This is a genomic window from Bradyrhizobium sp. WSM2254 (genome assembly GCF_000472645.1).
In the GTDB taxonomy this organism is placed as follows: Bacteria; Pseudomonadota; Alphaproteobacteria; order Rhizobiales; family Xanthobacteraceae; genus Bradyrhizobium; species Bradyrhizobium niftali.
Window position 1 is genome coordinate 61,597 of the sequence record NZ_AXAB01000003.1, and the last position, 21,283, is coordinate 82,879.

22 protein-coding genes are annotated in these 21,283 nt (G+C 64.7%); 14 read left to right on the plus strand and 8 right to left on the minus strand.

Translation table 11 applies throughout. The annotated features are described in order from the left end of the window. Nucleotides 1–21: 21 nt before the first annotated feature. The 3 genes from A3M7_RS0105190 to A3M7_RS0105200 form a co-directional block, all read right to left on the minus strand. Nucleotides 22–507, minus strand: coding sequence for a hypothetical protein (locus A3M7_RS0105190; protein WP_027542967.1), 486 nt, complete (start codon nucleotides 505–507; stop codon nucleotides 22–24). Between the two features lie 166 nt (nucleotides 508–673). Beyond that, a complete protein-coding gene (locus A3M7_RS0105195) occupies nucleotides 674–1,126 on the minus strand; it encodes a DNA polymerase III subunit chi (protein ID WP_027542968.1) in 453 nt (150 codons plus the stop codon). Continuing rightward, the gene (locus A3M7_RS0105200; protein ID WP_027542969.1) at nucleotides 1,123–2,622 is read right to left on the minus strand and encodes a leucyl aminopeptidase; all 1,500 of its coding nucleotides are present in this window, start codon (nucleotides 2,620–2,622) and stop codon (nucleotides 1,123–1,125) included. The genes A3M7_RS0105195 and A3M7_RS0105200 overlap by 4 nt, the downstream gene beginning before the upstream one ends. 338 nt (nucleotides 2,623–2,960) lie before the next feature. Between A3M7_RS0105200 and lptF the strand changes: the two genes are divergently transcribed. From lptF to A3M7_RS0105275, 14 genes are all read left to right on the plus strand, one after another. Beyond that, the gene (lptF, locus tag A3M7_RS0105205; RefSeq protein ID WP_027542970.1) at nucleotides 2,961–4,130 is read left to right on the plus strand and encodes an LPS export ABC transporter permease LptF; all 1,170 of its coding nucleotides are present in this window, start codon (nucleotides 2,961–2,963) and stop codon (nucleotides 4,128–4,130) included. Next, the gene (gene lptG, locus A3M7_RS0105210) at nucleotides 4,127–5,224 is read left to right on the plus strand and encodes an LPS export ABC transporter permease LptG (RefSeq protein WP_027542971.1); all 1,098 of its coding nucleotides are present in this window, start codon (nucleotides 4,127–4,129) and stop codon (nucleotides 5,222–5,224) included. Before lptF ends, lptG begins: the two co-directional genes overlap by 4 nt. After that, nucleotides 5,224–7,710 (plus strand): LPS-assembly protein LptD, encoded by a 2,487-nt coding sequence (locus tag A3M7_RS0105215; RefSeq protein ID WP_027542972.1) that lies wholly within the window; start codon nucleotides 5,224–5,226, stop codon nucleotides 7,708–7,710. The genes lptG and A3M7_RS0105215 overlap by 1 nt, the downstream gene beginning before the upstream one ends. A gap of 68 nt (nucleotides 7,711–7,778) precedes the next feature. After that, nucleotides 7,779–8,705, plus strand: a complete 927-nt coding sequence (locus tag A3M7_RS0105220) for a peptidylprolyl isomerase (protein WP_027542973.1) — start codon at nucleotides 7,779–7,781, stop codon at nucleotides 8,703–8,705. Continuing rightward, on the plus strand, nucleotides 8,705–9,742 hold the full coding sequence (gene pdxA, locus A3M7_RS0105225) for a 4-hydroxythreonine-4-phosphate dehydrogenase PdxA (RefSeq protein WP_027542974.1): 1,038 nt from the start codon (nucleotides 8,705–8,707) through the stop codon (nucleotides 9,740–9,742). The genes A3M7_RS0105220 and pdxA overlap by 1 nt, the downstream gene beginning before the upstream one ends. Beyond that, a complete protein-coding gene (gene rsmA, locus A3M7_RS0105230) occupies nucleotides 9,742–10,596 on the plus strand; it encodes a 16S rRNA (adenine(1518)-N(6)/adenine(1519)-N(6))-dimethyltransferase RsmA (protein WP_025576090.1) in 855 nt (284 codons plus the stop codon). Before pdxA ends, rsmA begins: the two co-directional genes overlap by 1 nt. A 98-nt stretch (nucleotides 10,597–10,694) precedes the next feature. After that, nucleotides 10,695–11,753 carry an alcohol dehydrogenase gene (locus tag A3M7_RS0105235; RefSeq protein ID WP_027542975.1) on the plus strand — a complete coding sequence of 353 codons (1,059 nt, stop codon included), beginning with the start codon at nucleotides 10,695–10,697 and terminating at the stop codon, nucleotides 11,751–11,753. A 74-nt stretch (nucleotides 11,754–11,827) separates the two neighbouring features. Continuing rightward, a complete protein-coding gene (locus A3M7_RS0105240) occupies nucleotides 11,828–12,058 on the plus strand; it encodes a hypothetical protein (RefSeq protein ID WP_027542976.1) in 231 nt (76 codons plus the stop codon). 199 nt (nucleotides 12,059–12,257) lie between these two features. Then, nucleotides 12,258–12,449, plus strand: a complete 192-nt coding sequence (locus A3M7_RS49535) for a hypothetical protein (RefSeq protein ID WP_198033704.1) — start codon at nucleotides 12,258–12,260, stop codon at nucleotides 12,447–12,449. A 41-nt stretch (nucleotides 12,450–12,490) separates the two neighbouring features. Next, a complete protein-coding gene (locus A3M7_RS49540) occupies nucleotides 12,491–12,667 on the plus strand; it encodes a hypothetical protein (RefSeq protein WP_198033705.1) in 177 nt (58 codons plus the stop codon). Nucleotides 12,668–12,698: 31 nt separating this feature from the next. Further along, entirely contained in the window at nucleotides 12,699–12,944 is a 246-nt protein-coding gene (locus A3M7_RS0105255; RefSeq protein WP_245284199.1) for a hypothetical protein, read from the plus strand. Between the two features lie 357 nt (nucleotides 12,945–13,301). Next, on the plus strand, nucleotides 13,302–13,637 hold the full coding sequence (locus A3M7_RS0105265) for a hypothetical protein (protein WP_027542979.1): 336 nt from the start codon (nucleotides 13,302–13,304) through the stop codon (nucleotides 13,635–13,637). Nucleotides 13,638–14,037: 400 nt separating this feature from the next. Then, the gene (locus A3M7_RS43730) at nucleotides 14,038–14,544 is read left to right on the plus strand and encodes a hypothetical protein (protein ID WP_156936826.1); all 507 of its coding nucleotides are present in this window, start codon (nucleotides 14,038–14,040) and stop codon (nucleotides 14,542–14,544) included. Nucleotides 14,545–15,336: 792 nt separating this feature from the next. Beyond that, nucleotides 15,337–16,557: a hypothetical protein gene (locus A3M7_RS0105275; protein ID WP_027542980.1), complete on the plus strand. Its 1,221-nt coding sequence runs from the start codon at nucleotides 15,337–15,339 to the stop codon at nucleotides 16,555–16,557. Here A3M7_RS0105275 and gmk read toward each other — a convergent pair. From gmk to A3M7_RS0105300, 5 genes are all read right to left on the minus strand, one after another. Next, a complete protein-coding gene (gene gmk, locus A3M7_RS0105280) occupies nucleotides 16,490–17,149 on the minus strand; it encodes a guanylate kinase (protein ID WP_027542981.1) in 660 nt (219 codons plus the stop codon). The two genes, A3M7_RS0105275 and gmk, sit on opposite strands and share 68 nt — an antisense overlap. Before the next feature lie 3 nt (nucleotides 17,150–17,152). Then, nucleotides 17,153–18,040 (minus strand): YicC/YloC family endoribonuclease, encoded by an 888-nt coding sequence (locus tag A3M7_RS0105285; RefSeq protein ID WP_027542982.1) that lies wholly within the window; start codon nucleotides 18,038–18,040, stop codon nucleotides 17,153–17,155. A gap of 116 nt (nucleotides 18,041–18,156) precedes the next feature. Then, entirely contained in the window at nucleotides 18,157–19,434 is a 1,278-nt protein-coding gene (gene mltG / locus A3M7_RS0105290; protein ID WP_027542983.1) for an endolytic transglycosylase MltG, read from the minus strand. A 125-nt stretch (nucleotides 19,435–19,559) separates the two neighbouring features. Then, nucleotides 19,560–20,825 carry a beta-ketoacyl-ACP synthase II gene (fabF, locus tag A3M7_RS0105295; protein WP_027542984.1) on the minus strand — a complete coding sequence of 422 codons (1,266 nt, stop codon included), beginning with the start codon at nucleotides 20,823–20,825 and terminating at the stop codon, nucleotides 19,560–19,562. 108 nt (nucleotides 20,826–20,933) lie between these two features. Continuing rightward, entirely contained in the window at nucleotides 20,934–21,173 is a 240-nt protein-coding gene (locus tag A3M7_RS0105300) for an acyl carrier protein (protein WP_008130699.1), read from the minus strand. Nucleotides 21,174–21,283: the final 110 nt, after the last annotated feature.

Genomic DNA, 21,283 nt, shown 5'->3' on the forward strand with positions numbered 1-21,283 from the left:
CATAGCCGTCCCGCGCTCGCCTTACGCCGACTTCTTCTTCGCCTTCGGCTTGGTCGCCTTCGGCATGACAGGCGCCTCCGGCGTGCCCTCGATCGAGGACAGGCGGCCGGCGGTGAAGGTATAGATGCCGGCGCGCGGGCCGGTGGTCCAGGTGACCACGGCGACGCGCCGGCCGATGGCATCATTGGAGAGGTTGACGGTCGAGGGCGCGCCGATGCCGCGCACCACGTCGCATTCGGTGTGGCCGAGCGCGACCGTGCCGCCCATCGGCGCCGTCGTCGACGCATTGGCATCAGCCGGTCCGGGAGGCGGCGCCATGCCGGGACAGGCCCCGTCGGCGCTAACCAGATCTTCCGCCGTTACGGGCTTGTCGGGGGTCAGCGGCGGCGATTCAATCGAGATGCTCTTGATGAACAGGCGGCTGGGCGTGTTGAACCACTGGGCATCCTTGGACAGCAGATCGCTCGCGCCCGAGCAGCCCGCGACCAGCGGTGCTAGCGCAGCCAACGCAACTATGAGCGAGCCGGGAAGCTTTTGATGTCGCACGATAAACTAAATTCCCCGCGTGAAGGACCAGCCCTAAACGATTGTCCCAACATCACTTTGCGGCACCAAGGTGGCCAAGACCAGCCTTACCCGAAAAGTGCAAATTATCATTAATTGCTGACGACCGCTAATTCCGCCGCTGCCACCGGCCCCGTTCGTCGGCTTGCCAATAGGTGACATCAAATCCCCGCGCCTTGCAATCCGTCCAGGCGCTGCGGGCGAGCGCCAGCGCGTCCGGATCGTCGCCGTTGAACAGCAGCACCATGCGTTCATAGCCCTGGGCGTCCTGCGGCAGCGCGGCGTTGTCGATCAGGAAGCGGACATGGGCGCCGTTGGGATTGCCCTCCTCGATCGCCAGCACGATCGGCTGGTCGGCGGCATCGTTCACGCGCCATGCCGCGTGCGGCAGGAAGGAATCGTCGCGATAGGTCCACAGATGCGCATCCAGCGCATCGGCGCGTTCCTCCGAGGTCGACTGCACCACGACGCGCCAGCCGCGCTCGAGCGATTTCTCGAGCAGCGGCGGCAACACGCTCTCCACCGTCATGTTTTGCAGATGGTAGAACAGCACTTCCGTCATTTGCGCTCGTAATGATCTGCCACCAGACGATTCAGGAGGCGGACGCCGTAGCCGCTTCCCCAGCTCTGGTTGATGTCGGTCTTCGGCGCGCCCATGGCGGTGCCGGCGATGTCGAGATGCGCCCAGGGCGTGCCGTCGACGAAGCGCTGGAGGAACTGCGCCGCGGTGATCGAGCCGCCATGGCGGCCGCCGGTGTTCTTCATGTCGGCGAACTGGGAATCGATCAGCTTGTCGTATTCGGGGCCGAGCGGCAGGCGCCAGACCTTCTCGCCGCTCTCGATGCCGGCCGTCAGCAGCCGGTCGGCGAGCTCGTCATTGTTGGAGAACATGCCGGCATGCTCGGTGCCGAGCGCGACCACGATCGCGCCGGTGAGCGTCGCCAGGTCCACCATGAATTTCGGCTTGGTCTTCTTGGCCACGTACCAGAGCACGTCGGCCAGCACGAGGCGGCCTTCGGCGTCGGTGTTGATGATCTCGATGGTCTGGCCCGACATCGAGGTGACGATGTCGCCCGGCCGCTGCGCATTGCCGTCCGGCATGTTCTCGACGAGGCCGATGGCGCCGACAACGTTGGCCTTGGCCTTGCGCGCCGCAAGCGCGTGCATCAGCCCGACGACGCAGGCAGCCCCGCCCATGTCGCCCTTCATGTCTTCCATGCTGCCGGCCGGCTTGATCGAGATGCCGCCGGTGTCGAAGCAGACGCCCTTGCCGACGAAGGCGACCGGGGCCTCGCCCTTCTTGCCGCCCTCCCAGCGCATGATCACGGTGCGGCTCGGCCGCGTCGAGCCCTGGCCGACGCCGAGCAGCGCGCCCATGCCGAGCTTGTCCATCGCCTTGACATCGAGCACCTCGACCTTGACGCCGAGCTTGCGGAGCAGGCTCGCGCGGCGCGCGAATTCCTCGGGGAAAAGCACGTTCGGCGGCTCGTTGACGAGGTCGCGCGCGATGATCACGCCGTCGACGACGTGGCCGGCCGAGGCAAACGCCTTCTTGGCCGCGGCGACATCGCCCACCGCAAGCGAGATGTCGGCGCGTGAGCCGCCCTCCTCGCCGTCCTTCTTCTTGGTCTTGTAGCGGTCGAACTTGTAGGCGCGCAGCCGCAGGCCCGCGGCGATCGCAACCGCCTGCTCGCTCGTCATGGCGCCGTCAGGCAGTTCCGCCATAATGGTCATGGCGGCAGTACCGGCGGAGAGCTTGCCCGCCGCCACGCCGCCGAATTTGAGGAAGTCGTTCGCCTTCAGGCCCGTCGCCTTGCCGGCCCCGATCACGATCAGGCGGGTGGCCTTCACCCCTTCCGGCGCCAGGATGTCCAGCGCGGCGCCGCTCTTGCCCTTGAAGGCGGCGGCCGCGGCCGCCCGCTTCACGAGTTCGGTACCGCCGCCCAGTGCCTTGGCGGTCGCGGGGCCCAGCTTCAAACCGTCGTCGCAGAACACGACCAGGATGCCACGGGCGGCGGCAGACAACGGGACGAAGCCGACCTTGATGGCATCGGACATGGGTAACTCCTCCAAAACATGGGGCTTTTTGCCGCTCGACGGTTCCGGCCACGGGCCGGCGCTGAACGGCGATTCACTGGACTTTCCCCACTATGGGCCACCGGCCGGGCAGATGCCAAGCACCGCCCGTGGCCGCCAGGCCACAACGAGCGAAATATTAACCATATATTGAGGGTGCCATGGGCCAGCCATTTTGTTGACGGATCAAAGGGATGGTAGTGAGAGGGTAAGCTGGCTAAGAGCTGTTTGTCCGACCTTGGGGATCCCCTTTCGGGGATTGGTTGGACGGCAGAACTTCGGCCGGCATTGGGGCTTTGGTGGGATTCGTGCGGTAGCGCATGGGGTCAATCGATAGGTATATCTTCCGCACGACGCTGGCGTCGTTTGCGCTGGTCCTGGTCAGCCTCACCGGCGTGATCTGGATTACGCAGGCGTTGCGCGGCATCGACCTGATGACGAGCCAGGGTCAAACCATCCTCACCTTCCTCGGCATCACCAGTCTCGTCGTGCCCGCGCTGGTCCTGATCATCTCGCCGATCGCGCTGATGATCGCGATCTCGCACACGCTGAACAAGCTCGCGACCGATTCCGAGATCATCGTGATGAATGCCGCCGGCTTCTCGCCGTTCCGGCTGTTCTATCCGTTCTTCTACGCGACCTGCGTGGTGGCGCTGCTGGTCGCCTTCATCGCGGCCTATCTGGCGCCCGACGGCATGCGGCGGATCAAGCAGTGGGACGCCGAGATCACCGCCGACGTGCTCACCAACATCCTCCAGCCCGGCCGCTTCGCCCAGCTCGACAAGAACCTGACGATCCGGATTCGCGAACGCCAGCCCGGCGGCATTCTCGCCGGCATCTTCATCGACGACCGCCGCGATCCCAACGAGCGCGTCTCGATCGTCGCCGAGCATGGCGAGGTCGTGAAGAACGACAACGGCTCGTTCCTGGTGCTGGAGACGGGCAATCTCCAGCGCTTCGAGGCGGGCAAACGCGATCCCGCGCTGGTGGCGTTCGGCCGTTACGGCTTCGACATGTCGAAGTTCTCGGGCCAGGGCCGCGACGTCACTCTCGGCATCCGCGAGCGCTATCTCTGGGAGCTGTTCTCGCCGTCCGAGGACGATCCCGTCTACAAGCAGATCCCCGGTCAGTTCCGCTCGGCCCTGCATGACAGCCTGTTGGCGCCGATCTATCCGTTCGCCTTTGCCGTTCTGACCTTCGCCTTCCTCGGTGCGCCGCGCACCACCCGCCAGAGCCGCAATTTCTCGATGGGCTCGTCCGTCGTCGCGGTGTTCGGCCTGCGGATGGCCGGCTTCGCCTGCTCGGTGATGGCGGTGAAGTCGCCGGGCGCTGTGCTGGTCCAATACGCGATGGTTTTGGGCGCCATCGGCGTCGGGATGTGGATGATCGTCGGCGGCATCGTGGTCGAGCCGCCGCCCCGCCTCATGGAGGCGATCAACAGGTCGAACGCGCGCATCGCACGGCTGTTCGGACGGCCGGCCACCGCATGAGCATGCTCACCAACACACTCGGGCGCTATTTCGCCGGCCGCTTCGTGGTCGCGGCGCTCGGCGTGTTCGCCGGCATCTTCCTGCTGCTGGTGCTGGTCGACTACATCGAGATGGTGCGCAAGACGTCGGGCCTTGCATCCGCCTCGGCGATCATGGTGGCCGAAACCTCGCTGTTTCGCGTGCCCCAGTTGCTGGAGAAGCTGACGCCGTTCTGCATGCTGATCGGCGCCATGACCTGCTATCTCGCCCTCTCCCGCCGGCTGGAGCTCGTGGTTGCGCGCGCAGCCGGCGTCTCCGCCTGGCAGTTCATCTCGCCGGCGCTCGGCAGCGCGCTCCTGATCGGGGTGATCGCAACCGTCGCCTACAATCCGATGTCGGCCAATCTGCGCGAGCTCTCCAAGCGCATGGAGGCCGAGCTGTTCGGCTCGGCGCCGGGCGGCGGCATCCAGGACGCCTCCGGCTTCTGGCTCAACCAGGTGACCAACGACGGCCAGACGATCATCAATGCGGCGCGCAGCGAGCAGCAGGGTGTCCGGCTCACGGGGCTCACGCTGTTCCGGTTTGACACAGAGCAGCACTTCAAGGAGCGCATCGAGGCGCGCGAGGCGGAGCTCGAAGCCGGACAATGGATATTCAGGAACGTCCGCCGTTTCTCGCTCGACGCGCCGCCGATCGAGCAGGCCGTCCTGGCGATTCCAACGACGCTGACCGAGGCCCAGGTCCGCAACAGCTTTTCCACACCCGAGACTGTGTCCTTTTGGCAACTACCGAGCTACATCCGCTCCTCCGAAAGCTCAGGCTTCGCGACAGCCGGCTATCGACTCCAGTATCACAAGCTGTTGGCGCAGCCGTTTTTGCTCGCCGCCATGGTGATGCTCGCGGCCTCGGTGTCGTTGCGCTTCTTCCGGATGGGCGGCGTGCAGAAGATGGTTTTGAGTGGCGTGGGCGCAGGCTTTCTGCTCTACGTTCTGTCGAAAGTGACTGAAGACTTGAGCAAGGCTGAGTTGATGCATCCGATCGCTGCGGCGTGGTTGCCCGTGGTGGTGGGCGGCCTCACCGGCTTCTTGGCCTTGTTGTATCAGGAGGACGGTTAGTGACTGCCGTCCGTCGAGGGCCCGTGTCTCGTCTGACGCGCCGCACCGTGGTGCGCGCGAACGGGTGCGGCTTGTCCGTTCGCAGGCTGCTGCTCGCTGTCGTCGCTGCGGCCTCGCTCGGGGCGCTGATCGACCTTGCCGCCGTGGCGCCGGCCTCCGCCCAGAGCTTCACCTACAATCCGCTGCCGCCGCGTCCGAAGCCGCCGAAGGTCGCCAACGACAACCAGATGCTGGTTCAGGCGACCGAGGTCGACTACGACTACAACAATTCGCGCGTCTCCGCGGTCGGTAACGTCCAGCTGTTCTACAACGGCACCAGCGTCGAGGCCGACAAGGTCATCTACGACCAGAAGACCAAGCGGCTCCATGCCGAAGGCAACATCCGCATGACGGATGCCGACGGCAAGATCACCTATGCCGAGATCATGGATCTCTCGGACGACTACCGCGACGGTTTCGTCGATTCGCTGCGCGTGGACACCGCCGACCAGACCCGCATGGCCGCGAGCCGCGCCGACCGCTCCAGCGGCAACTACACGGTGTTCGAGAACGGCGTCTACACGGCCTGCGCGCCGTGCAAGGACGATCCGAAGAAGCCGCCGCTGTGGCAGGTCAAGGGTGCGCGCATCATCCACGACCAGCAGGAGAAGATGCTGTATTTCGAGACGGCGCAGCTCGAATTCTTCGGCGTGCCGCTCGCCTACATGCCCTATTTCTCGACGCCCGACCCGACCGTGAAGCGCAAGACCGGCTTCCTGATGCCGTCCTACTCGTCGAATACGCCGTTCGGCTACGGCGTCGAAGTCCCGTTCTACTGGGCGATCGCGCCCGACATGGACATGACCCTCAACCCGCGCATCACGTCCCGGCAGGGCGTGTTATTCCAGGCTGAATTCCGCCAGCGCCTGCTGGATGGCGCCTACCAGATCCGCGCCTATGGCATCAACCAGCTCGACCCGGGCGCGCTCGCCGGTCAGCCCGGCGACCGCGAGTTCCGCGGCGCGGTCGACACCAAGGGGCAGTTCGCGCTGAATGACAAATGGGTCTGGGGCTGGGAAGGCGTAGTCATGTCCGACTACTACTTCTTCTCGGACTACCGCCTGTCGCAGTACCGTGACCCGCTCGGATCGTTCCTGATCCTGCCGACCGACGCGATGTCGCAGCTCTACCTGACCGGCGTCGGCAATCGCAGCTTCTTCGACGCGCGCACGATGTACTGGCTGAGCTACTCGGGCAACCAGAGCCAGGTGCCGATCGTCTACCCCGTGATCGACTACTCGAACGTGCTCAACTATCCGGTCTTCGGCGGCGAGTTCAGCTACAAGACCAATTTCGTGAACCTGTCGCGTGATACCGCCGTGTTCGATCCGATCACGACGCTCGCCAACACCAACAGCCTGTGCACGACGGCGTCGGCCGATCCGCTCGCGCGCACGCCGTCGCAGTGCCTGCTGCGCGGCTTCCCCGGCACCTATACCCGCCTGTCGGCGGAAGCGCAGTGGCGCAAATCCTTCACCGACCCGCTCGGCCAGATCTGGACGCCGTTCGTCAGCCTCCGCGCCGATGCGATCAACTCATCGGTCTCGAACCAGCCGGGCGTGTCGAACTACCTGCCGGTCGGCGACACCCAGGCGTTCCGCCTGATGCCGACCGTCGGCCTCGAATACCGCTATCCCTTCATCAACGTTCAGCCCTGGGGCTCCACCACGGTCGAGCCGATCGCGCAGATCATCATCCGCCCGAACGAGACCTATGCCGGCAAGCTGCCGAACGAGGACGCGCAGAGCGTGGTGTTCGACACCTCGAACCTGTTCAACGTCGACAAGTTCTCCGGTTACGACCGCGTCGAGGGCGGCGGCCGCGCCAATGTCGGCGTGCAGGCGACCACGCAGTTCGACAAGGGCGGCGCCGTCAAGGCACTGTTCGGCCAGTCCTACCAGCTGTTCGGCATGAACTCCTACGCGGTCCAGGACTCCATCAACACGGGCCTGGATTCCGGCCTCGACAAGCCCCGCTCCGACTACGTGGCGAGCCTCGCCTACTCGCCCAACCGCACCTACACGTTCAGCGTCCGCTCCCGCATGGACGAGCAGACCTGGAACGTCCAGCGCTTCGAGGCCGAAGGCCGCGCCAACTTCGATCGCTGGTCGATCGCCATGATGTACGGCAACTACGCGCCGCAGCCGGAACTCGGCTATCTGACGCGCCGCGAGGGCATCCTGACCACGGGCTCGCTCAAGGTCGCGACCAACTGGGTGGTGTCGGGCTCGGCACGCTGGGACCTCGAGGCCAACAAGATCAACCAGTATGTGCTCGGCGCGGGCTATGTCGACGATTGCTTCGTGCTGGCGGCGAACTATGTAACTTCGTATAGCTACTCCGCGGGCACGACGCCGCCCGTCCTGAGCCATGCGTTCATGTTCCAGATTGGGCTGCGTACGCTGGCGACCTCGTCGACGAGCAGCGGTTCCGGCGTCCTCCAGTAAACGGTTTGAAGTGCCGGTCGCGTTTTCCCAATCGCAGGTTCACCGCGGCTGACATGCGAGCGATAAAAATGACGACTGCTTTGCCTATATTCCGCCTCCTCCTCGTCCTCGCCGCCCTGTTTCTGGCCGCCGCGCCGGCGCGCGCGCAGAACATCGTCGTCATGGTCAACGGCGATCCGATCACCGATTTCGACATCGACCAGCGCTCCAAGCTCGACCAGCTGACGACGCAGAAGACCCCGAGCCGGCAGGACGTCATCAACGAGCTGATCGACGACAGGGTGAAGCTGAAGGAAGGCAAGAAGTACGGCGTCGATCCCGGCGTCTCCGACGTCAACCAGTCCTACGAGGGCATGGCGCAGCGCATGCGCATCTCGACGGATCAGCTGACCAAGTCGCTCGAGGTCAAAGGCGTCCGCCCCGAAACGCTGAAGGCCCGGATGAAGTCCGAGATGGTCTGGACCAGCCTCGTGCGCGGCCGCTTCAAGGAGAAGCTGATGGTCGGCGAGCGCGACGTCGCGCAGGCTGTGCAGGCCCAGACCGGCGACAAGCTCCAGATCGAGGGCACCGAATACAAGATGCAGCCGATCGTGCTGATCGTGCCGCGCGGCTCCTCCCCGACCTTCCTGGAGACGCGGAAGAAGGAAGCCGAGACCTACCGCTCGCGCATTGCGAGCTGCGAGGAGGCCAATTCGCTGTTCCGCTCGACACCGAACGCCACCATCCGCGACAGCGTCACCAAGACGACCGCAGAACTGCCCGATGCACTGCGCAAGGTGCTCGACGACACGCCGATCGGCCATCTCACCGCGCCCGAGGTGACCAAGGCCGGCATCGAGATGGTCGTGCTGTGCTCGCGCAAGCCGACCATGATCGACACGCCGAAGAAGCGCGAGATCCGCGAGAAGATGTACACCGAGAAGTACGAGAAGACCCAGAAGGCCTATCTCGACGAGCTCCGCAAGGCGGCGATGATCGAATATCGCAACCGCTGATGGCCAACCACGCAGCAAAGCCCCTCGCCCTGACGCTGGGAGAGCCTGCCGGCATCGGCCCCGACATCACGATTGCGGCCTGGCTCCGGCGCCGCGAGCTGAACCTGCCCGCCTTCTACCTGCTCGGCGACGAGGCGCTGATCGCGCGACGCGCCAAGACGCTAGACAAGACGCTGGGTAAGGCGCTCGGCGCCGAGATCCGGATCGCCTCCGTGACCGCGCGCGAGGCCGCGGCCGCCTTCACCGAGGCCCTGCCCGTGGTTGCGACCGGCGAGCGCGCAACGGCCGAACCCGGCCAGCCCGACGCCTCGAGCGCGCCGGCCGCGCTCGCCTCGATCCGCCAGGCGGTGGCCGATGTCCGCGCCGGCCGCGCCGGCGCCGTCGTCACCAACCCGATCGCCAAGAGCGTGCTCTACCGCGCGGGCTTCCGCCATCCCGGCCACACCGAATTCCTCGCCGAGCTCGCCGCAGAGGACGGCCGCGTGCCGCAGCCGGTGATGATGCTGTGGTCGCCGCGGCTCGCCGTGGTGCCCGTGACGATCCACGTCTCCTTGCGCGACGCGCTGTCCCAGCTGACGAGCGAATTGATCGTCTCGACCGTGCGCATCGTCGCGGCCGAGCTGAAATCCCGCTTCGGCATCACGAGGCCGCGCATCGCGATCTCCGGGCTCAACCCGCATGCCGGCGAGGACGGCTCGCTCGGCCACGAGGAGCAGACGGTGATTGCGCCGGCGCTCAAGGCGTTGCGCAATGACGGCATCGATGCAAGAGGCCCCCTGCCCGCCGACACCATGTTCCACGAGGCTGCGCGCAACAGCTACGACTGCGCGGTCTGCATGTATCACGACCAGGCGCTGATCCCGATCAAGACGGTCGCCTTCGACGACGCCGTCAACGTCACGCTCGGCCTGCCCTTCATCCGCACCTCGCCCGATCACGGCACCGCCTTCGACATCGCCGGCACCGGCAAAGCCAATCCGGCGAGTCTGATTGCAGCGCTTCAACTCGCCAGCCGCATGGCGGCTGCCAAAACCTGATGAGTGCGATCGACGACCTCCCGCCGCTGCGCGAGGTCATTCGCCAGCACGCGCTGTCGGCCCGCAAATCGCTCGGCCAGAATTTCCTGCTCGATCTCAACCTCACCGCGCGCATTGCGCGCGCGGCCGCGCCGCTGGATGACTCCACCATCGTCGAGATCGGCCCGGGCCCGGGCGGCCTGACGCGTGCGCTGCTTGCGCTCGGCGCCAGGCGCGTCATCGCCATCGAGCATGACGAGCGCGCGATCCCCGCCTTGCAGGATATTTCCGCGCGCTATCCCGGCCGGCTCGAGATCGTCCACGGCGATGCCATGACCTTCGACCCGCGCCCGCTGCTCAATGGCGAACGCGCAAAAATCGTCGCCAATCTGCCCTACAACATCGCGACCCAGCTTCTGATCGGTTGGCTCACCACCGAACCGTGGCCGCCCTGGTACGACATGATGGTCCTGATGTTCCAGCGCGAGGTCGGCGAGCGCATCGTGGCGCGCGAGGACGAAGAGGCCTATGGCCGCCTCGGCGTGCTCGCCAACTGGCGCTGCGAGACCAAGATCCTGTTCGACATTGCGCCGTCCGCCTTCGTGCCGCCGCCGAAGGTGACCTCCTCCGTCGTGCGCCTGGTGCCGCGCACCGAGCCTCTCGCTTGCGATCGCAAGCTGCTCGAACAGGTCGCGGCCGCCGCCTTCGGCCAGCGCCGCAAGATGCTGCGGCAGAGCCTGAAATCGCTGGGCGTCGATCCGGCACGGCTTGCGCAGGCCGCCGGCGTCGATGCGACGCGGCGCGCCGAGACCGTTCCGATATCGGGCTTTGTTGCCATGGCGCGTGAATTGGCGGATATACGAGCCGAAACCTGACGCATGATCCGGAAAAGTGTGAAGCGGTTTTCCGACCAGATCATGCTCAAATAACGAGCCGAAGCGCACGCTTCGGCGAAAATTCCGGAGGAAAGAAAATGGCGTTGATGCGTCGGCAGTCCCTGGTCAAGTTCGATGCGCCGCTGTGCGAGACCATCGTCGACACGCCCAAGCCGCAAGGCCGCGAAGTCCTCGTGCGCATCGAGCGCTGCGGCCTCTGCCATTCCGACCTGCACATCCAGGACGGCTATGCCGATCTCGGCGGCGGCAAGAAGCTCGACACCACGCGCGGCATGACGCTGCCCTTCACGCTCGGCCACGAGATCGCCGGCGTCGTCGATGAAGTCGGCCCTGACGTTCCGGCCGGCCTCGTCGGAGCGAAGAAGGCGGTGTTTCCGTGGATCGGCTGCGGCCAGTGCCGCGACTGCAAGAATGGCGACGAGAACCTCTGCGTCAAGCAACGCTTCCTCGGAGTCTCCATTGACGGCGGCTTTGCGACCCACGTGCTGGTGCCCGACGCGAAATATCTGCTCGACTACGATCCCCTGCCCGTCAACCAGGCCGCGACCTTGATGTGCTCCGGCGTGACCGCCTACGGCGCGCTCAAGCGTCTGGTCGACCGTCCGCGCCAGCGCAACCTGCTGCTGATCGGCCTCGGCGGCGTCGGCATGATGGGCCTGTCGTTCGCGCAAGCCATGTTCAAGCAGCCGATCACGGTCGCCGATCTCTCGCCGGCCGCGCGCGAGACCGCGCTGGAGAACGGCGCCGCGGTCGCCTACGACCCGGCCGAACCGGAAGTGATCCGGCGCATCCTCAAGGAGACCGACGGCGGTTTTGACGAGATCGTCGATTTCGCCGGCAACGAGAAGTCGATGGCGTTTGCGGTCGCGGTCGCCGCGCGCGGCGGCAAGATCGTGGTCTCCGGCCTGATGGGCGGCCAGTTCACGCTGCCGATGGTGCAGTGGGTCTACAAGCGCATGACCATCGAAGGCTTCATGGTCGGCACGCTCGCGGAGGCCCAGGAGCTGATGGCGCTCGCCCGCGCCGGCAAGATCAAGCCGACGCCGATGCGCGAGGAGCCGATGGGCGACGTCCAGAAATGGATCGACGAATTGCGCGCCGGCAAGGTGGTCGGCCGCATCGTGCTGAAGAACTGACACCGTCCGCGGCGGCCGGACGCAAGTTTCGCCCGCCGCGCGGAACGGCGTCAGCCGCGCTGCGTTGGTAGTGCATGTCCATTCGCTGCACCGTCGAGAGCGCATTCTTCATCGCCTGGAGCTTCCTGGAGGGAAGCGGAGAGCTCGGCCCTCCGGACGAGACAGCGAATGTCCTTCTCGACGCCATCGAAGCCCAGCTCAAGACCGGCGAACGCCGGCAGTTGATGCTCGCGAACAGAGCGATCGATACCTGGCGTGCCCACGCGGCGAAGAGCCGGCCGTCGCAGGAAGCCCGCTTCGGGTGACGGGCGATACCGCCGGGCCCCATTCGGGCAAATGCGCCCCCCATCGAGCCCAATGCCTGCCCCTTCGATGAAGACAGGAAGCTCCCGCTTCGCCACACCATCATCCCGATCACCAGCCGATCACTTCGGCCTGACATTGGAACGTCGCGCGCCTCGGGCGCGTTTGTCTCCCGTGAAGGCAACGACGGAGTCAGAGCTGATGACAAAGCCGCTGACGAAGACAGTGCAACCTGTTCCTGAAGAAAACCAGAGCCACAAGGGCGCCGGCAGCGCGCCGTCGATCCCGGTCGACACCACCAAGGGCCACCGCGACGACGAGAAGCCGAATATTCGCGAGCAAGCGGCGCACGGCAACCTGACCCAGAACACAAGCAACAGGCGCATGGGATAAGCGACCAGACAACGGGGGGATTGAGACGAGGAGAAACGAACGTGGTCAATCTCGGCAAGTGGTACGATCCCATATCCGAACGCTGGATCGAACCGCGCGAACCCCGCCTTGAGGCTACATCCTCCCAAGCGAGCGAGAACCACGTCCTGGAGCTTCAGAGGACGGTCGAGATCCGGCGCATCTGGCGCGCGCTCGTCGATTGCTGCGCACGCGATTGATGCTTGCGCGCAGCAGCGGAGGAACCCGCCGTTGGCTGCGCTGTTGTCATTCTGCATGACCGATCCCGCATCACCCGCAAGGCCAGTCGCGGCCGCGATACGCTACCTCTCGATCACCGCCGGTTGCGCCTGCCTGCTGCTCGCGGCCGTCTGCTTCGCCATCGCCTGCCAGGTCTTCATCCAGACCGGCGTGTTCGCGCAATCCTACGTGATGGTGGGTCTCATCAGTGCCGCATTGGGGCTGCTGGCGCTGACGCTGGCGCGCGTGTGGAAATAGGCTTCGCAGTTTCGCTCCTTCGCTTGGCTCTCGCCAGGAAGCCATCTCCCGCTCCGTCCCGGGTTTGCCGCTGGCGAACCCGGTCGCGAACGACCCAAACGTGACATCGGCTTCCGGAAGCGCAGATCTAAATGGTCATTTCTCACACCCTAACAGGACGGGGGCAGACCAGTCGCGAAATGACAGATTTTGTTGACGCAGATCAACGCATTGCGCGGGCGAAGTCATGTCCTTCGAAAGGGCGCAAGTAATGGAGGAAGCCATGAGGCAGGTGAGCAAATTTGCCAACGCGGCCGCGGCGTTCGCGTGTGCGACAACGTTCTCCTTCAATAACGTTCTCTGATTCGGGGGCAGAGAATGAAGCGCGCCCTACTGATCCTGATGTTTGGAATGCTAATGGCTCGCGCCGAGGGTGCTGCCGCGCCGTGCTCGTCCTACTACATTTCCGAAATTAATATCGTGTCGGTAGCCGATACTGATGCTGGCAACGTTCAGACTTATGTTGGATTCGGACAATCGAGTGAAGACTCGGAGAAAAATGCCATGGGGGCCTGTTCGCATCTGAGATTCGATCTTGAGACCTGCTTGGAGTCGGATCGCAGGTCGGGCCGCAATGCCCATTCTGATCCCGCCGATAACTCGCTTCATCTCAAGTACGCGAAGGCGGTGAAGCGCATTACGGGCTGCGAATGAGAATAAGGAACGATGCGCATCGGGTCGCGAAACGCCCCCGCTGAACATGCGCCGGTTCGAAAATTGCAAAGGTTGAGACTTCACCGGGGACCGGCAATGCTCAAGTTTTCCAAACTGGTCTACTTTTTCGCCACACTCATTTCGACCGTGGCGGTGACCAGCGGTGTTGCGTAGCAACACCAACTCGCAGACGGGCTTGGTGTTCAGGGACGCGGAGGCGCTCAGCCAATTCAACAGACTAGCGGATAGCACACCGCAAGCCCATTCAAGTTCGAAATCGAATTTAAGAACCATCATTCTCGTTCAGCTTCCTCGTCCAGCTTCGAGTTTTTGAGTTTTCACACGGTCTGGGCCCAAAGCGGACTTCAGGTACTGCGATGCACATGTACTGAGGGGACGAATGCGTGAAGTTGACTCTCCTTATGCTGCACTTGTTGCCATTTTTTTGGTGCAAGCCATTGCAGCATATGTTGGCGACCTTTGTCGGCGAAGGTTGCGCCCGCTTAGAAGCGAAGAGCGAGCGGACTTTGACCTCCTTAGGGCAGCGGCTCTGACACTTCTTGGCCTCATCATTGGCTTTAGCTTCGCGATGGCGGTCAGCAGGTATGATCAGCGCAAAAATCTGGAAGAAGCTGAGGCAAACGCCATAGGCACGGAATATTTGCGGGCCGACTTATTGCCTGCGGAAGTCGCAGCACGCGTACGTCACTTGCTGCGAAGCTATATCGATCTGCGTATTCTATATTATGACGCCACGGATAAGCGTCGCATAAGTGAGATCAACGCTGATACAGCAAAAGTACAAGCTGCCATGTGGTCGGCGGTTGCGAACTTGGAAAAAGATACGCCATCAGAGGACCCGGACGACCGTGCGGAGGGCGCCGGAAGGTTAACGACGAAGCGCTAGGCCCGCTGAGTAGAAGGATGCAGCGTGCCACATCTCGATCATTTCTTCCCTTCATGCACGCGAACTACTGCAGGCGCTGCACCGGGACGATGAGCGGAGATGATGACCTATCGACCCACTACGCTCTAGCCAAGCTACTTAGCTGTCCCCGTCGTAACTCCCGGCGCCGTCGTAACTCCGCGCCGCACTTGGCGCGCTTCACGGCGACCCTCGCGGCGCACTTGGCGCGCGTCACGACGATCCTCGCGGCGCTCGCGGCGTCCCTCACGTCGATCTTGACGCCTCTCCATACCAGCGGTCTGCGCCTCCGCGTCAGGGACCATCAGTACGGTCGGGAACGCGGCTATTGCAGTCGCCAAGCCCAAAGAAGAAAGCAGCTTCCGTCGAGAGATCATGACTACCTCCCTTACTTGGACTGCCCCAAGAATTGAAAGTTTACTCGCTCTGCCGTCCTCGTCTTGATCTATGTCATTGGACGGTTGCACTCACATCCGCCATCCTTCGAAGGCTCGGGCAGAACCTGCCGCGAGACTGTGGAGCCATGGTCACTGCCCGTTCCATACGCCCCCGCTCCGCGCAGCGGTTCCAAGACCTTCCGCCGCTCCAACTTGCTCGGGAACCTGGAACTCGACCAGGCAACAGCGCCGGCAAAATGCCTGATTTCGCGGCGGAACGACCGCCGCGCAGGCCCGATTTAAGCCTCATCCTCTCCGGATTTGCGGCTCATTGCCACCCAACTCTTTGAAGAGAAAGGAATGGTTAATAGTTGCGTCGCGTAATCGGGAGACCAGGATGGGCAACCGCACCGCAAAGTTCATATCCGCGCTTGTCGGCAGCATCATTGCCGGCGCGCCACTGGCTGCCGTGTCGCAGAACGCGCCGAGCGCATCGAACACGGCCAATGCGGCCGCCGACTGCCTCGCCTCGCCGAAGAGCACCGCGCCGCAGGGACAGCACTGGCACTATCGCCTCGATCGCGCGACCAAGCGGCAGTGCTGGTACCTGCGTGCCGAAGGCGGAAAGGCGACGCAGAGCGCGCAGGCGACGGCCGACACACCAGACGCAGATTCAGCCGCAACGCCATCGGTGCAGAACGCGCGCGCAGAATACATTGCACCGCAGATCGGTGCCGCACCGGGCTCGCCGAACGTGACCGCGCCTGCGCCGGCCGCAACGAGTGCACCGCCGGTCACGCAACAGCCGCCGGGCGCCATCGCCGATAACAACGCGCAACAGCCCGCCGTCGCCGCGCGCTGGCCCGATGCCTCCACGACATCCGCTGCGCCCGCGCCGCAGCCGGCGCCCGCCCCCGCGACCCAGCCGAACACGAAGCCGGCAAAGGGCCCCGCCCCGATGGCACTCGCCGCAGCCGAACTTCCCGCCGACAAGCCAACCGGCTCGCTCCAGACGCTCCTGCTCGTGATCGGCGGCGCCTTGGCGATTGCCGGCATCCTCGCCAGCGTCGTCTACCGCTTCGCCGGCGGGCGCGCGCGCGTCCGCGTCCGGGCGAACGACCACCGCCGCGTGAACTGGGACGATCGGGAGCCGCAGAACCAGGACGAGGACCGCGCGCCGTGGCTCACAGCGATGCCGGCTGTCACACCGCGCGCGCAGCCGCCGCGTCCGATCGACTTCGACGCCGCACGGCCCCAGGCGGCACAGCTCGCCGCAATCGACCGCAAGATCGATATGATCGAAGCGCACGAGCCGGCTGGCGTCACCGAAGTCGCGGAATCCGGCGAGCCCGAGATCGCGGCATTCGACAGGGAATTCGAGATCGAGGCCCGCGCACCGCGGCTCGCAGCCGACCAGGCCGACAGCAATGAAGAGCCGGCCGGTCGCGATGAGGATGCGGTCAACATCGACATCATCACCACGATGCTGGAACGGCTGCTGCAGGAAGGGCCGCGGCTGAAGCAGCCTGGCCTTGGCTCTAACCTTGGCTCTACCCCTGCAGCTGGCCTTGCAAACCTCGCACGAAACCAACGAGGCCAATCCGCCGCTCGCGCTTGAGGCGCTCGGCCTTCAGGATCGACTGCACCTCGGCGAAGGCCTCGTCGACGTCGTGGTTGATCACGATGTAGTCGTACTCGGCCCAGTGGCTCATCTCGTGGCTGGCACGGCTCATGCGCTTGCGGATCACCTCGTCGGAATCCTGCGCGCGCGAATGCAGCCGCTTCTCGAGATCGCCGGCCGACGGCGGCAGGATGAACACGCTGACGACGTCGGCGCGCGCCTTCTCGCGCAGCTGCTGCGTGCCCTGCCAGTCGATGTCGAACAGCACGTCCTGCCCGGCCGATAGCGCCGCCTCGACCGGCGCGCGCGGCGTGCCGTAGCGGTTGTCGAACACGGTCGCCCATTCCAGCAGCTCGTCGTCCTTCACCATCGCCTCGAAGCGGGGCTTGTCGACGAACAGATAGTCGCGGCCGTCGACCTCGCCGGGCCGCATCGGCCGCGTGGTCGCCGAGACCGACATTCGCAGGCCCGGCATGCGCTCGATCAACAAACGCGACAGCGTCGTTTTGCCTGCGCCCGACGGCGAGGACAGCACGAACATCAATCCGCGCCGCTCGACACCGTCAGTTCCGTGACCGTCCGTCGTCATCGATCACTCCAGATTCTGGACCTGCTCGCGAAATTGCTCGACCACGTTCTTCATGGCGAGCCCCGTATTGGTGAGCTCGATGTCGTTCGACTTCGAGCAGCAGGTGTTGACCTCGCGGTGAAACTCCTGCGCCAGGAAATCGAGCTTGCGCCCGATCGGGCCGCCCTTGCCGATCAGCTCGCGCGCCTGCGCGACATGCGAGGCGATGCGGTCGAGCTCCTCGCGGATGTCGGCTCTGGTCGCGATCAGGATCGCCTCCTGCATCAGGCGGTCGGAATCGAAACGGTCGGAGGTGTCCAGCAGCGCAGCGATCTGCTCGGCGAGCCTGGCCTTGATCGCCTCCGGCTTGCGGCCGGGCGCGGCCTCGGCCTTCTTCGCCAGTTGCTCGACCTCGTCCACCCGCTGGGTCAGGATCTGCCCGAGCGAAGTGCCCTCGCGCTTGCGCATCTCGACGAGATCGGCAAGCGCCTTGTCGAAGGCCTCGGCCACAGCAGTGCGCGCCGCCTTGTCCTCCTCCTCGTCGCCCTCGGGCTCGGCGACCTCGACGACGCCCTTGATGGCAAGGAGGCCGTCGACGCTCGGCGCCACCGCATCGACCCTGCCGGCGATCACCGCGGCGGCCCTGAGGACGGCGTTGAGCACGTCCTCGTTGACGCGGACCGTGGCGGCGGCATTGGTGCGCTTGACGGTGAGATTGGCGTAGACGGTGCCGCGCGACAAAAGCTCGCCCGCGCGCTTCTTGGCATACGCCTCGAGCTCGTCAAACCCCTGCGGCAGCCGCACCCTGAGGTCAAAGCCCTTGGCGTTGACCGACTTCAATTCCCATTCGAACGTGTACGGCCCGCTAGCGCCGTGGCTTCGGGCAAAGCCGGTCATGGACGACAGCGCCATCAGGTCAAATTCTCCAGAAACACAGGATTCGCGAGGCCATCAAGGCACGCGAATCTTAAGACTATTTTGCCGGAAAGTGGAATCCACAAAGTCCCGTAGGCAGGTCTGCGCGCGGCCTAGCGCTGGACCACCGGCGGCGAGGGCTGCACCGCGCCCTGCCGGGCAGGAGCGGGACCAGCGGGGCGAGGAGCAGCCGGCGGCTTCTTCTGCTGGTTCGGCCGTGCCGGTGTCGTCGCGGTCGGCGTGTCGGCAGCGCCGGGCGCAGCGGCTGCCGGCGGCTGCGCATCCTCGGCCGGCTCGACCGTGTCGTTCTGGATCTGCTTCTCCATCGCGCGCAGCTTGGCGACGTTTTTCTGGTGCGCGTCGTAGGTCTCGGTGAAGGCATGCCCGCCGGTGCCGTCGGCGACGAAGAACAGGTCGCGGGTGCGGGCCGGATTGGCGGCGGCTTCCAGCGAGGCGCGGCCGGGGTTGGCGATCGGGCCCGGCGGCAGGCCCTCGATCACATAGGTGTTGTAGGGCGAGGGCTGCGTGATCTCGCTGCGCTTGATCGGGCGGCCCAGCGTCCCCTTGCCGCCGACGAGACCGTAGATGATGGTCGGATCGGACTGCAGCTTGATCCTCTGCTTCAACCGGTTAGTGAACACGGCGGCGACGCGGCTGCGCTCGTCGGGCTTGCCGGTCTCCTTCTCGACGATCGAGGCCAGCGTCACCAGTTGCTCCGGAGTCTTGACCGGAATGTCCTGGTTGCGACGCTCCCAGATCTCGGCCAGCACGCGCTTGTGCGCCTGCTGCATGCGCTGGACCACCTGCTCGCGCGTGGTGCCGCGCGGGAACTTGTAGGTCTCGGGCAAGAGCGTGCCCTCACGCGGCAGCTCGCGCACGCTGCCGGTGAAGATATCGTTGTCGGAGAGCCGTGCCACGATCTGCTCCGAGGTCAGGCCTTCGGGAATCGTGACCGCATGCTGCACCACCTTGCCCTCGACGATGGTGGCGATGACGTCGCGCAAGGACGCGTTCTTCTGGAACGAATACTCACCGGGCTTGAGGTCCGAACTCGCCTTCAGCGCGGCCACGCTTGCAATGAACACCCAGGGATTGACGTCGGTCACGCCTTCCCGGTTCAGCGTCTCGGCGATGTCGCGCTTGCCGGCGCGCTGCGGGATGTTGACGATCTTGTCTTCCTTGAGCGGACCCGCCGTTTCGAGCACCTGCCGGCCGTAGTAATACACGGCGCCCGCACCGATCATGGAGATCAGGAGGAGCGTGATGATGGCGTTGCCGACGATCACAAAGGGATTGCGCGCGCGGTCCGATCGCTTCGGCGGCGGCGGGACCTGCTCGGGCTCGAGCGCTGCCCGCGGACTCCGGGGCGAAATGGGCGGCCTTTCACTCATCGAAGCAACCTGAATCCTGCCGGTTCAACCGCGGCCTGACAATCGTTTGCCCTGCCAAATGCACGCGCCCACTACCATGACTATCGCCGAATACGGCAAAACGGTGGATTCGCTTCAAACACAAACTAATTGACCAAACGGCGGACGATCACCGACGCATTGGTACCGCCAAAACCAAAAGAATTCGACAACGCTACGTTGACCTCTCGCTTCTTCGCCGCGTGCGGCACGAGATCGATCGCAGTTTCGACCGACGGATTGTCGAGGTTGATGGTCGGCGGCACGACATTATCGCGAATCGCGAGAATGGCGAAGATCGCCTCGATCGCACCGGCCGCGCCGAGCAGATGGCCGGTCGACGATTTGGTCGAGGACATCGCGACCTTGGAGGCGGCATTGCCGAGCAGACGCTCGACCGCACCGAGCTCGATCTCGTCACCGAGCGGCGTCGAGGTGCCGTGCGCGTTGATGTAGTCGAGATCGGCTGCCGTGAGGCCGGCGCGCTTCAGCGCTGCCGCCATGCTGCGGAAGCCGCCATCGCCGTCGGGCGACGGCGAGGTGATGTGATAGGCATCGCCCGACAGGCCATAGCCGATCACTTCGGCATAGATCCTGGCGCCGCGGCGCCTGGCGTGCTCGAGCTCTTCCAGGACGAGGACGCCGGCGCCCTCGCCCATCACGAAGCCGTCGCGATCCTTGTCGTAGGGACGCGAGGCCTTCTCGGGTGTCTCGTTGAAGCCGGTCGAGAGCGCGCGCGCGGCGTTGAAGCCGGCGATGCCGATACGGCTGATCGGCGACTCGGCGCCACCGGCGACCATGACGTCGGCATCGCCCAGCGCGATCAGGCGGGCGGCATCGCCGACCGCATGTGCTCCGGTCGAGCAGGCCGTGACCACCGAATGGTTAGGCCCCTTCAGCCCGTGCGCGATCGAGACATAGCCCGAGGCGAGATTGATCAGGCGGCCCGGAATGAAGAACGGCGACACCCGGCGCGGGCCGCGCTCCTTCAGCAGGATGGCGGTTTCCGCGATACCGTTGAGGCCGCCGATTCCGGAACCGATCATGGTGCCGGTCGCGCACTTGTCCTCTTCGGTTTCGGGATGCCAGTTGGCATCGTCGAGCGCCTGGCCGGCCGCGGCCATGCCGAAGATGATGAAGTCGTCGACCTTGCGCTGGTCCTTCGGCTCCATCCACTTGTCGGGATTGAAGGTGTCGTTCGACCCGTCGCCGCGCACCACCGTGCAGGCGATCTTGGTCTGAAGATCGGAGACATCGAAGCTCTCGATCCTGCGCGCACCACTTTCGCCGTTGAGGATGCGTTTCCAGGTCGGCTCGACGCCACAGCCGAGTGGCGAGACCATGCCGAGACCCGTGACGACAACCCGCCTCATATCCGAAAACTCCGCATCGAAAGACTCACGGCCAATAGCAAGAAACCGGCTGACCGCTGCGAAGCGGCCCGTCCGGTTTCAATGTTGTCCCCGCGAAAAAGAAGAGCGTTAGCTCTTCGCGTTCTTCTCGAGAAACTTCGTGGCGTCGCCGACGGTGAGAATCGTTTCCGCGGCGTCGTCCGGAATCTCGCAACCGAATTCTTCTTCGAACGCCATCACCAGCTCGACGGTGTCCAGACTGTCGGCGCCGAGGTCGTCGATGAAGCTCGCGGCGTCGACAACCTTCTCGGGTTCAACACCAAGGTGTTCGACCACGATCTTCTTAACCCGCTCGCCAATGTCACTCATTGCATAACCTCGTGTTGTTCCCTGTAGACCCGACCCCCCGGGACGATACGAGCCGTCGTGGTCGTTGACTGCCTTCGCTTACGGACTTTGATTTGGCCCCATCCTAACCG

What these genes read in the sequence shown, in the direction of transcription:
- A3M7_RS0105195 (WP_027542968.1), bottom strand. Translation starts at nt 1,126, where the DNA reads ATGACGGAAGTGCTGTTCTACCATCTGCAAAACATGACGGTGGAGAGC.
- A3M7_RS0105200 (WP_027542969.1), bottom strand. Translation starts at nt 2,622, where the DNA reads ATGTCCGATGCCATCAAGGTCGGCTTCGTCCCGTTGTCTGCCGCCGCC.
- lptF (WP_027542970.1), top strand. Translation starts at nt 2,961, where the DNA reads ATGGGGTCAATCGATAGGTATATCTTCCGCACGACGCTGGCGTCGTTT.
- lptG (WP_027542971.1), top strand. Translation starts at nt 4,127, where the DNA reads ATGAGCATGCTCACCAACACACTCGGGCGCTATTTCGCCGGCCGCTTC.
- A3M7_RS0105220 (WP_027542973.1), top strand. Translation starts at nt 7,779, where the DNA reads ATGACGACTGCTTTGCCTATATTCCGCCTCCTCCTCGTCCTCGCCGCC.
- pdxA (WP_027542974.1), top strand. Translation starts at nt 8,705, where the DNA reads ATGGCCAACCACGCAGCAAAGCCCCTCGCCCTGACGCTGGGAGAGCCT.
- rsmA (WP_025576090.1), top strand. Translation starts at nt 9,742, where the DNA reads ATGAGTGCGATCGACGACCTCCCGCCGCTGCGCGAGGTCATTCGCCAG.
- A3M7_RS0105235 (WP_027542975.1), top strand. Translation starts at nt 10,695, where the DNA reads ATGGCGTTGATGCGTCGGCAGTCCCTGGTCAAGTTCGATGCGCCGCTG.
- A3M7_RS0105240 (WP_027542976.1), top strand. Translation starts at nt 11,828, where the DNA reads ATGTCCATTCGCTGCACCGTCGAGAGCGCATTCTTCATCGCCTGGAGC.
- A3M7_RS49535 (WP_198033704.1), top strand. Translation starts at nt 12,258, where the DNA reads ATGACAAAGCCGCTGACGAAGACAGTGCAACCTGTTCCTGAAGAAAAC.
- A3M7_RS0105265 (WP_027542979.1), top strand. Translation starts at nt 13,302, where the DNA reads ATGAAGCGCGCCCTACTGATCCTGATGTTTGGAATGCTAATGGCTCGC.
- A3M7_RS43730 (WP_156936826.1), top strand. Translation starts at nt 14,038, where the DNA reads ATGCGTGAAGTTGACTCTCCTTATGCTGCACTTGTTGCCATTTTTTTG.
- A3M7_RS0105275 (WP_027542980.1), top strand. Translation starts at nt 15,337, where the DNA reads ATGGGCAACCGCACCGCAAAGTTCATATCCGCGCTTGTCGGCAGCATC.
- gmk (WP_027542981.1), bottom strand. Translation starts at nt 17,149, where the DNA reads ATGACGACGGACGGTCACGGAACTGACGGTGTCGAGCGGCGCGGATTG.
- A3M7_RS0105285 (WP_027542982.1), bottom strand. Translation starts at nt 18,040, where the DNA reads ATGGCGCTGTCGTCCATGACCGGCTTTGCCCGAAGCCACGGCGCTAGC.
- mltG (WP_027542983.1), bottom strand. Translation starts at nt 19,434, where the DNA reads ATGAGTGAAAGGCCGCCCATTTCGCCCCGGAGTCCGCGGGCAGCGCTC.
- fabF (WP_027542984.1), bottom strand. Translation starts at nt 20,825, where the DNA reads ATGAGGCGGGTTGTCGTCACGGGTCTCGGCATGGTCTCGCCACTCGGC.
- A3M7_RS0105300 (WP_008130699.1), bottom strand. Translation starts at nt 21,173, where the DNA reads ATGAGTGACATTGGCGAGCGGGTTAAGAAGATCGTGGTCGAACACCTT.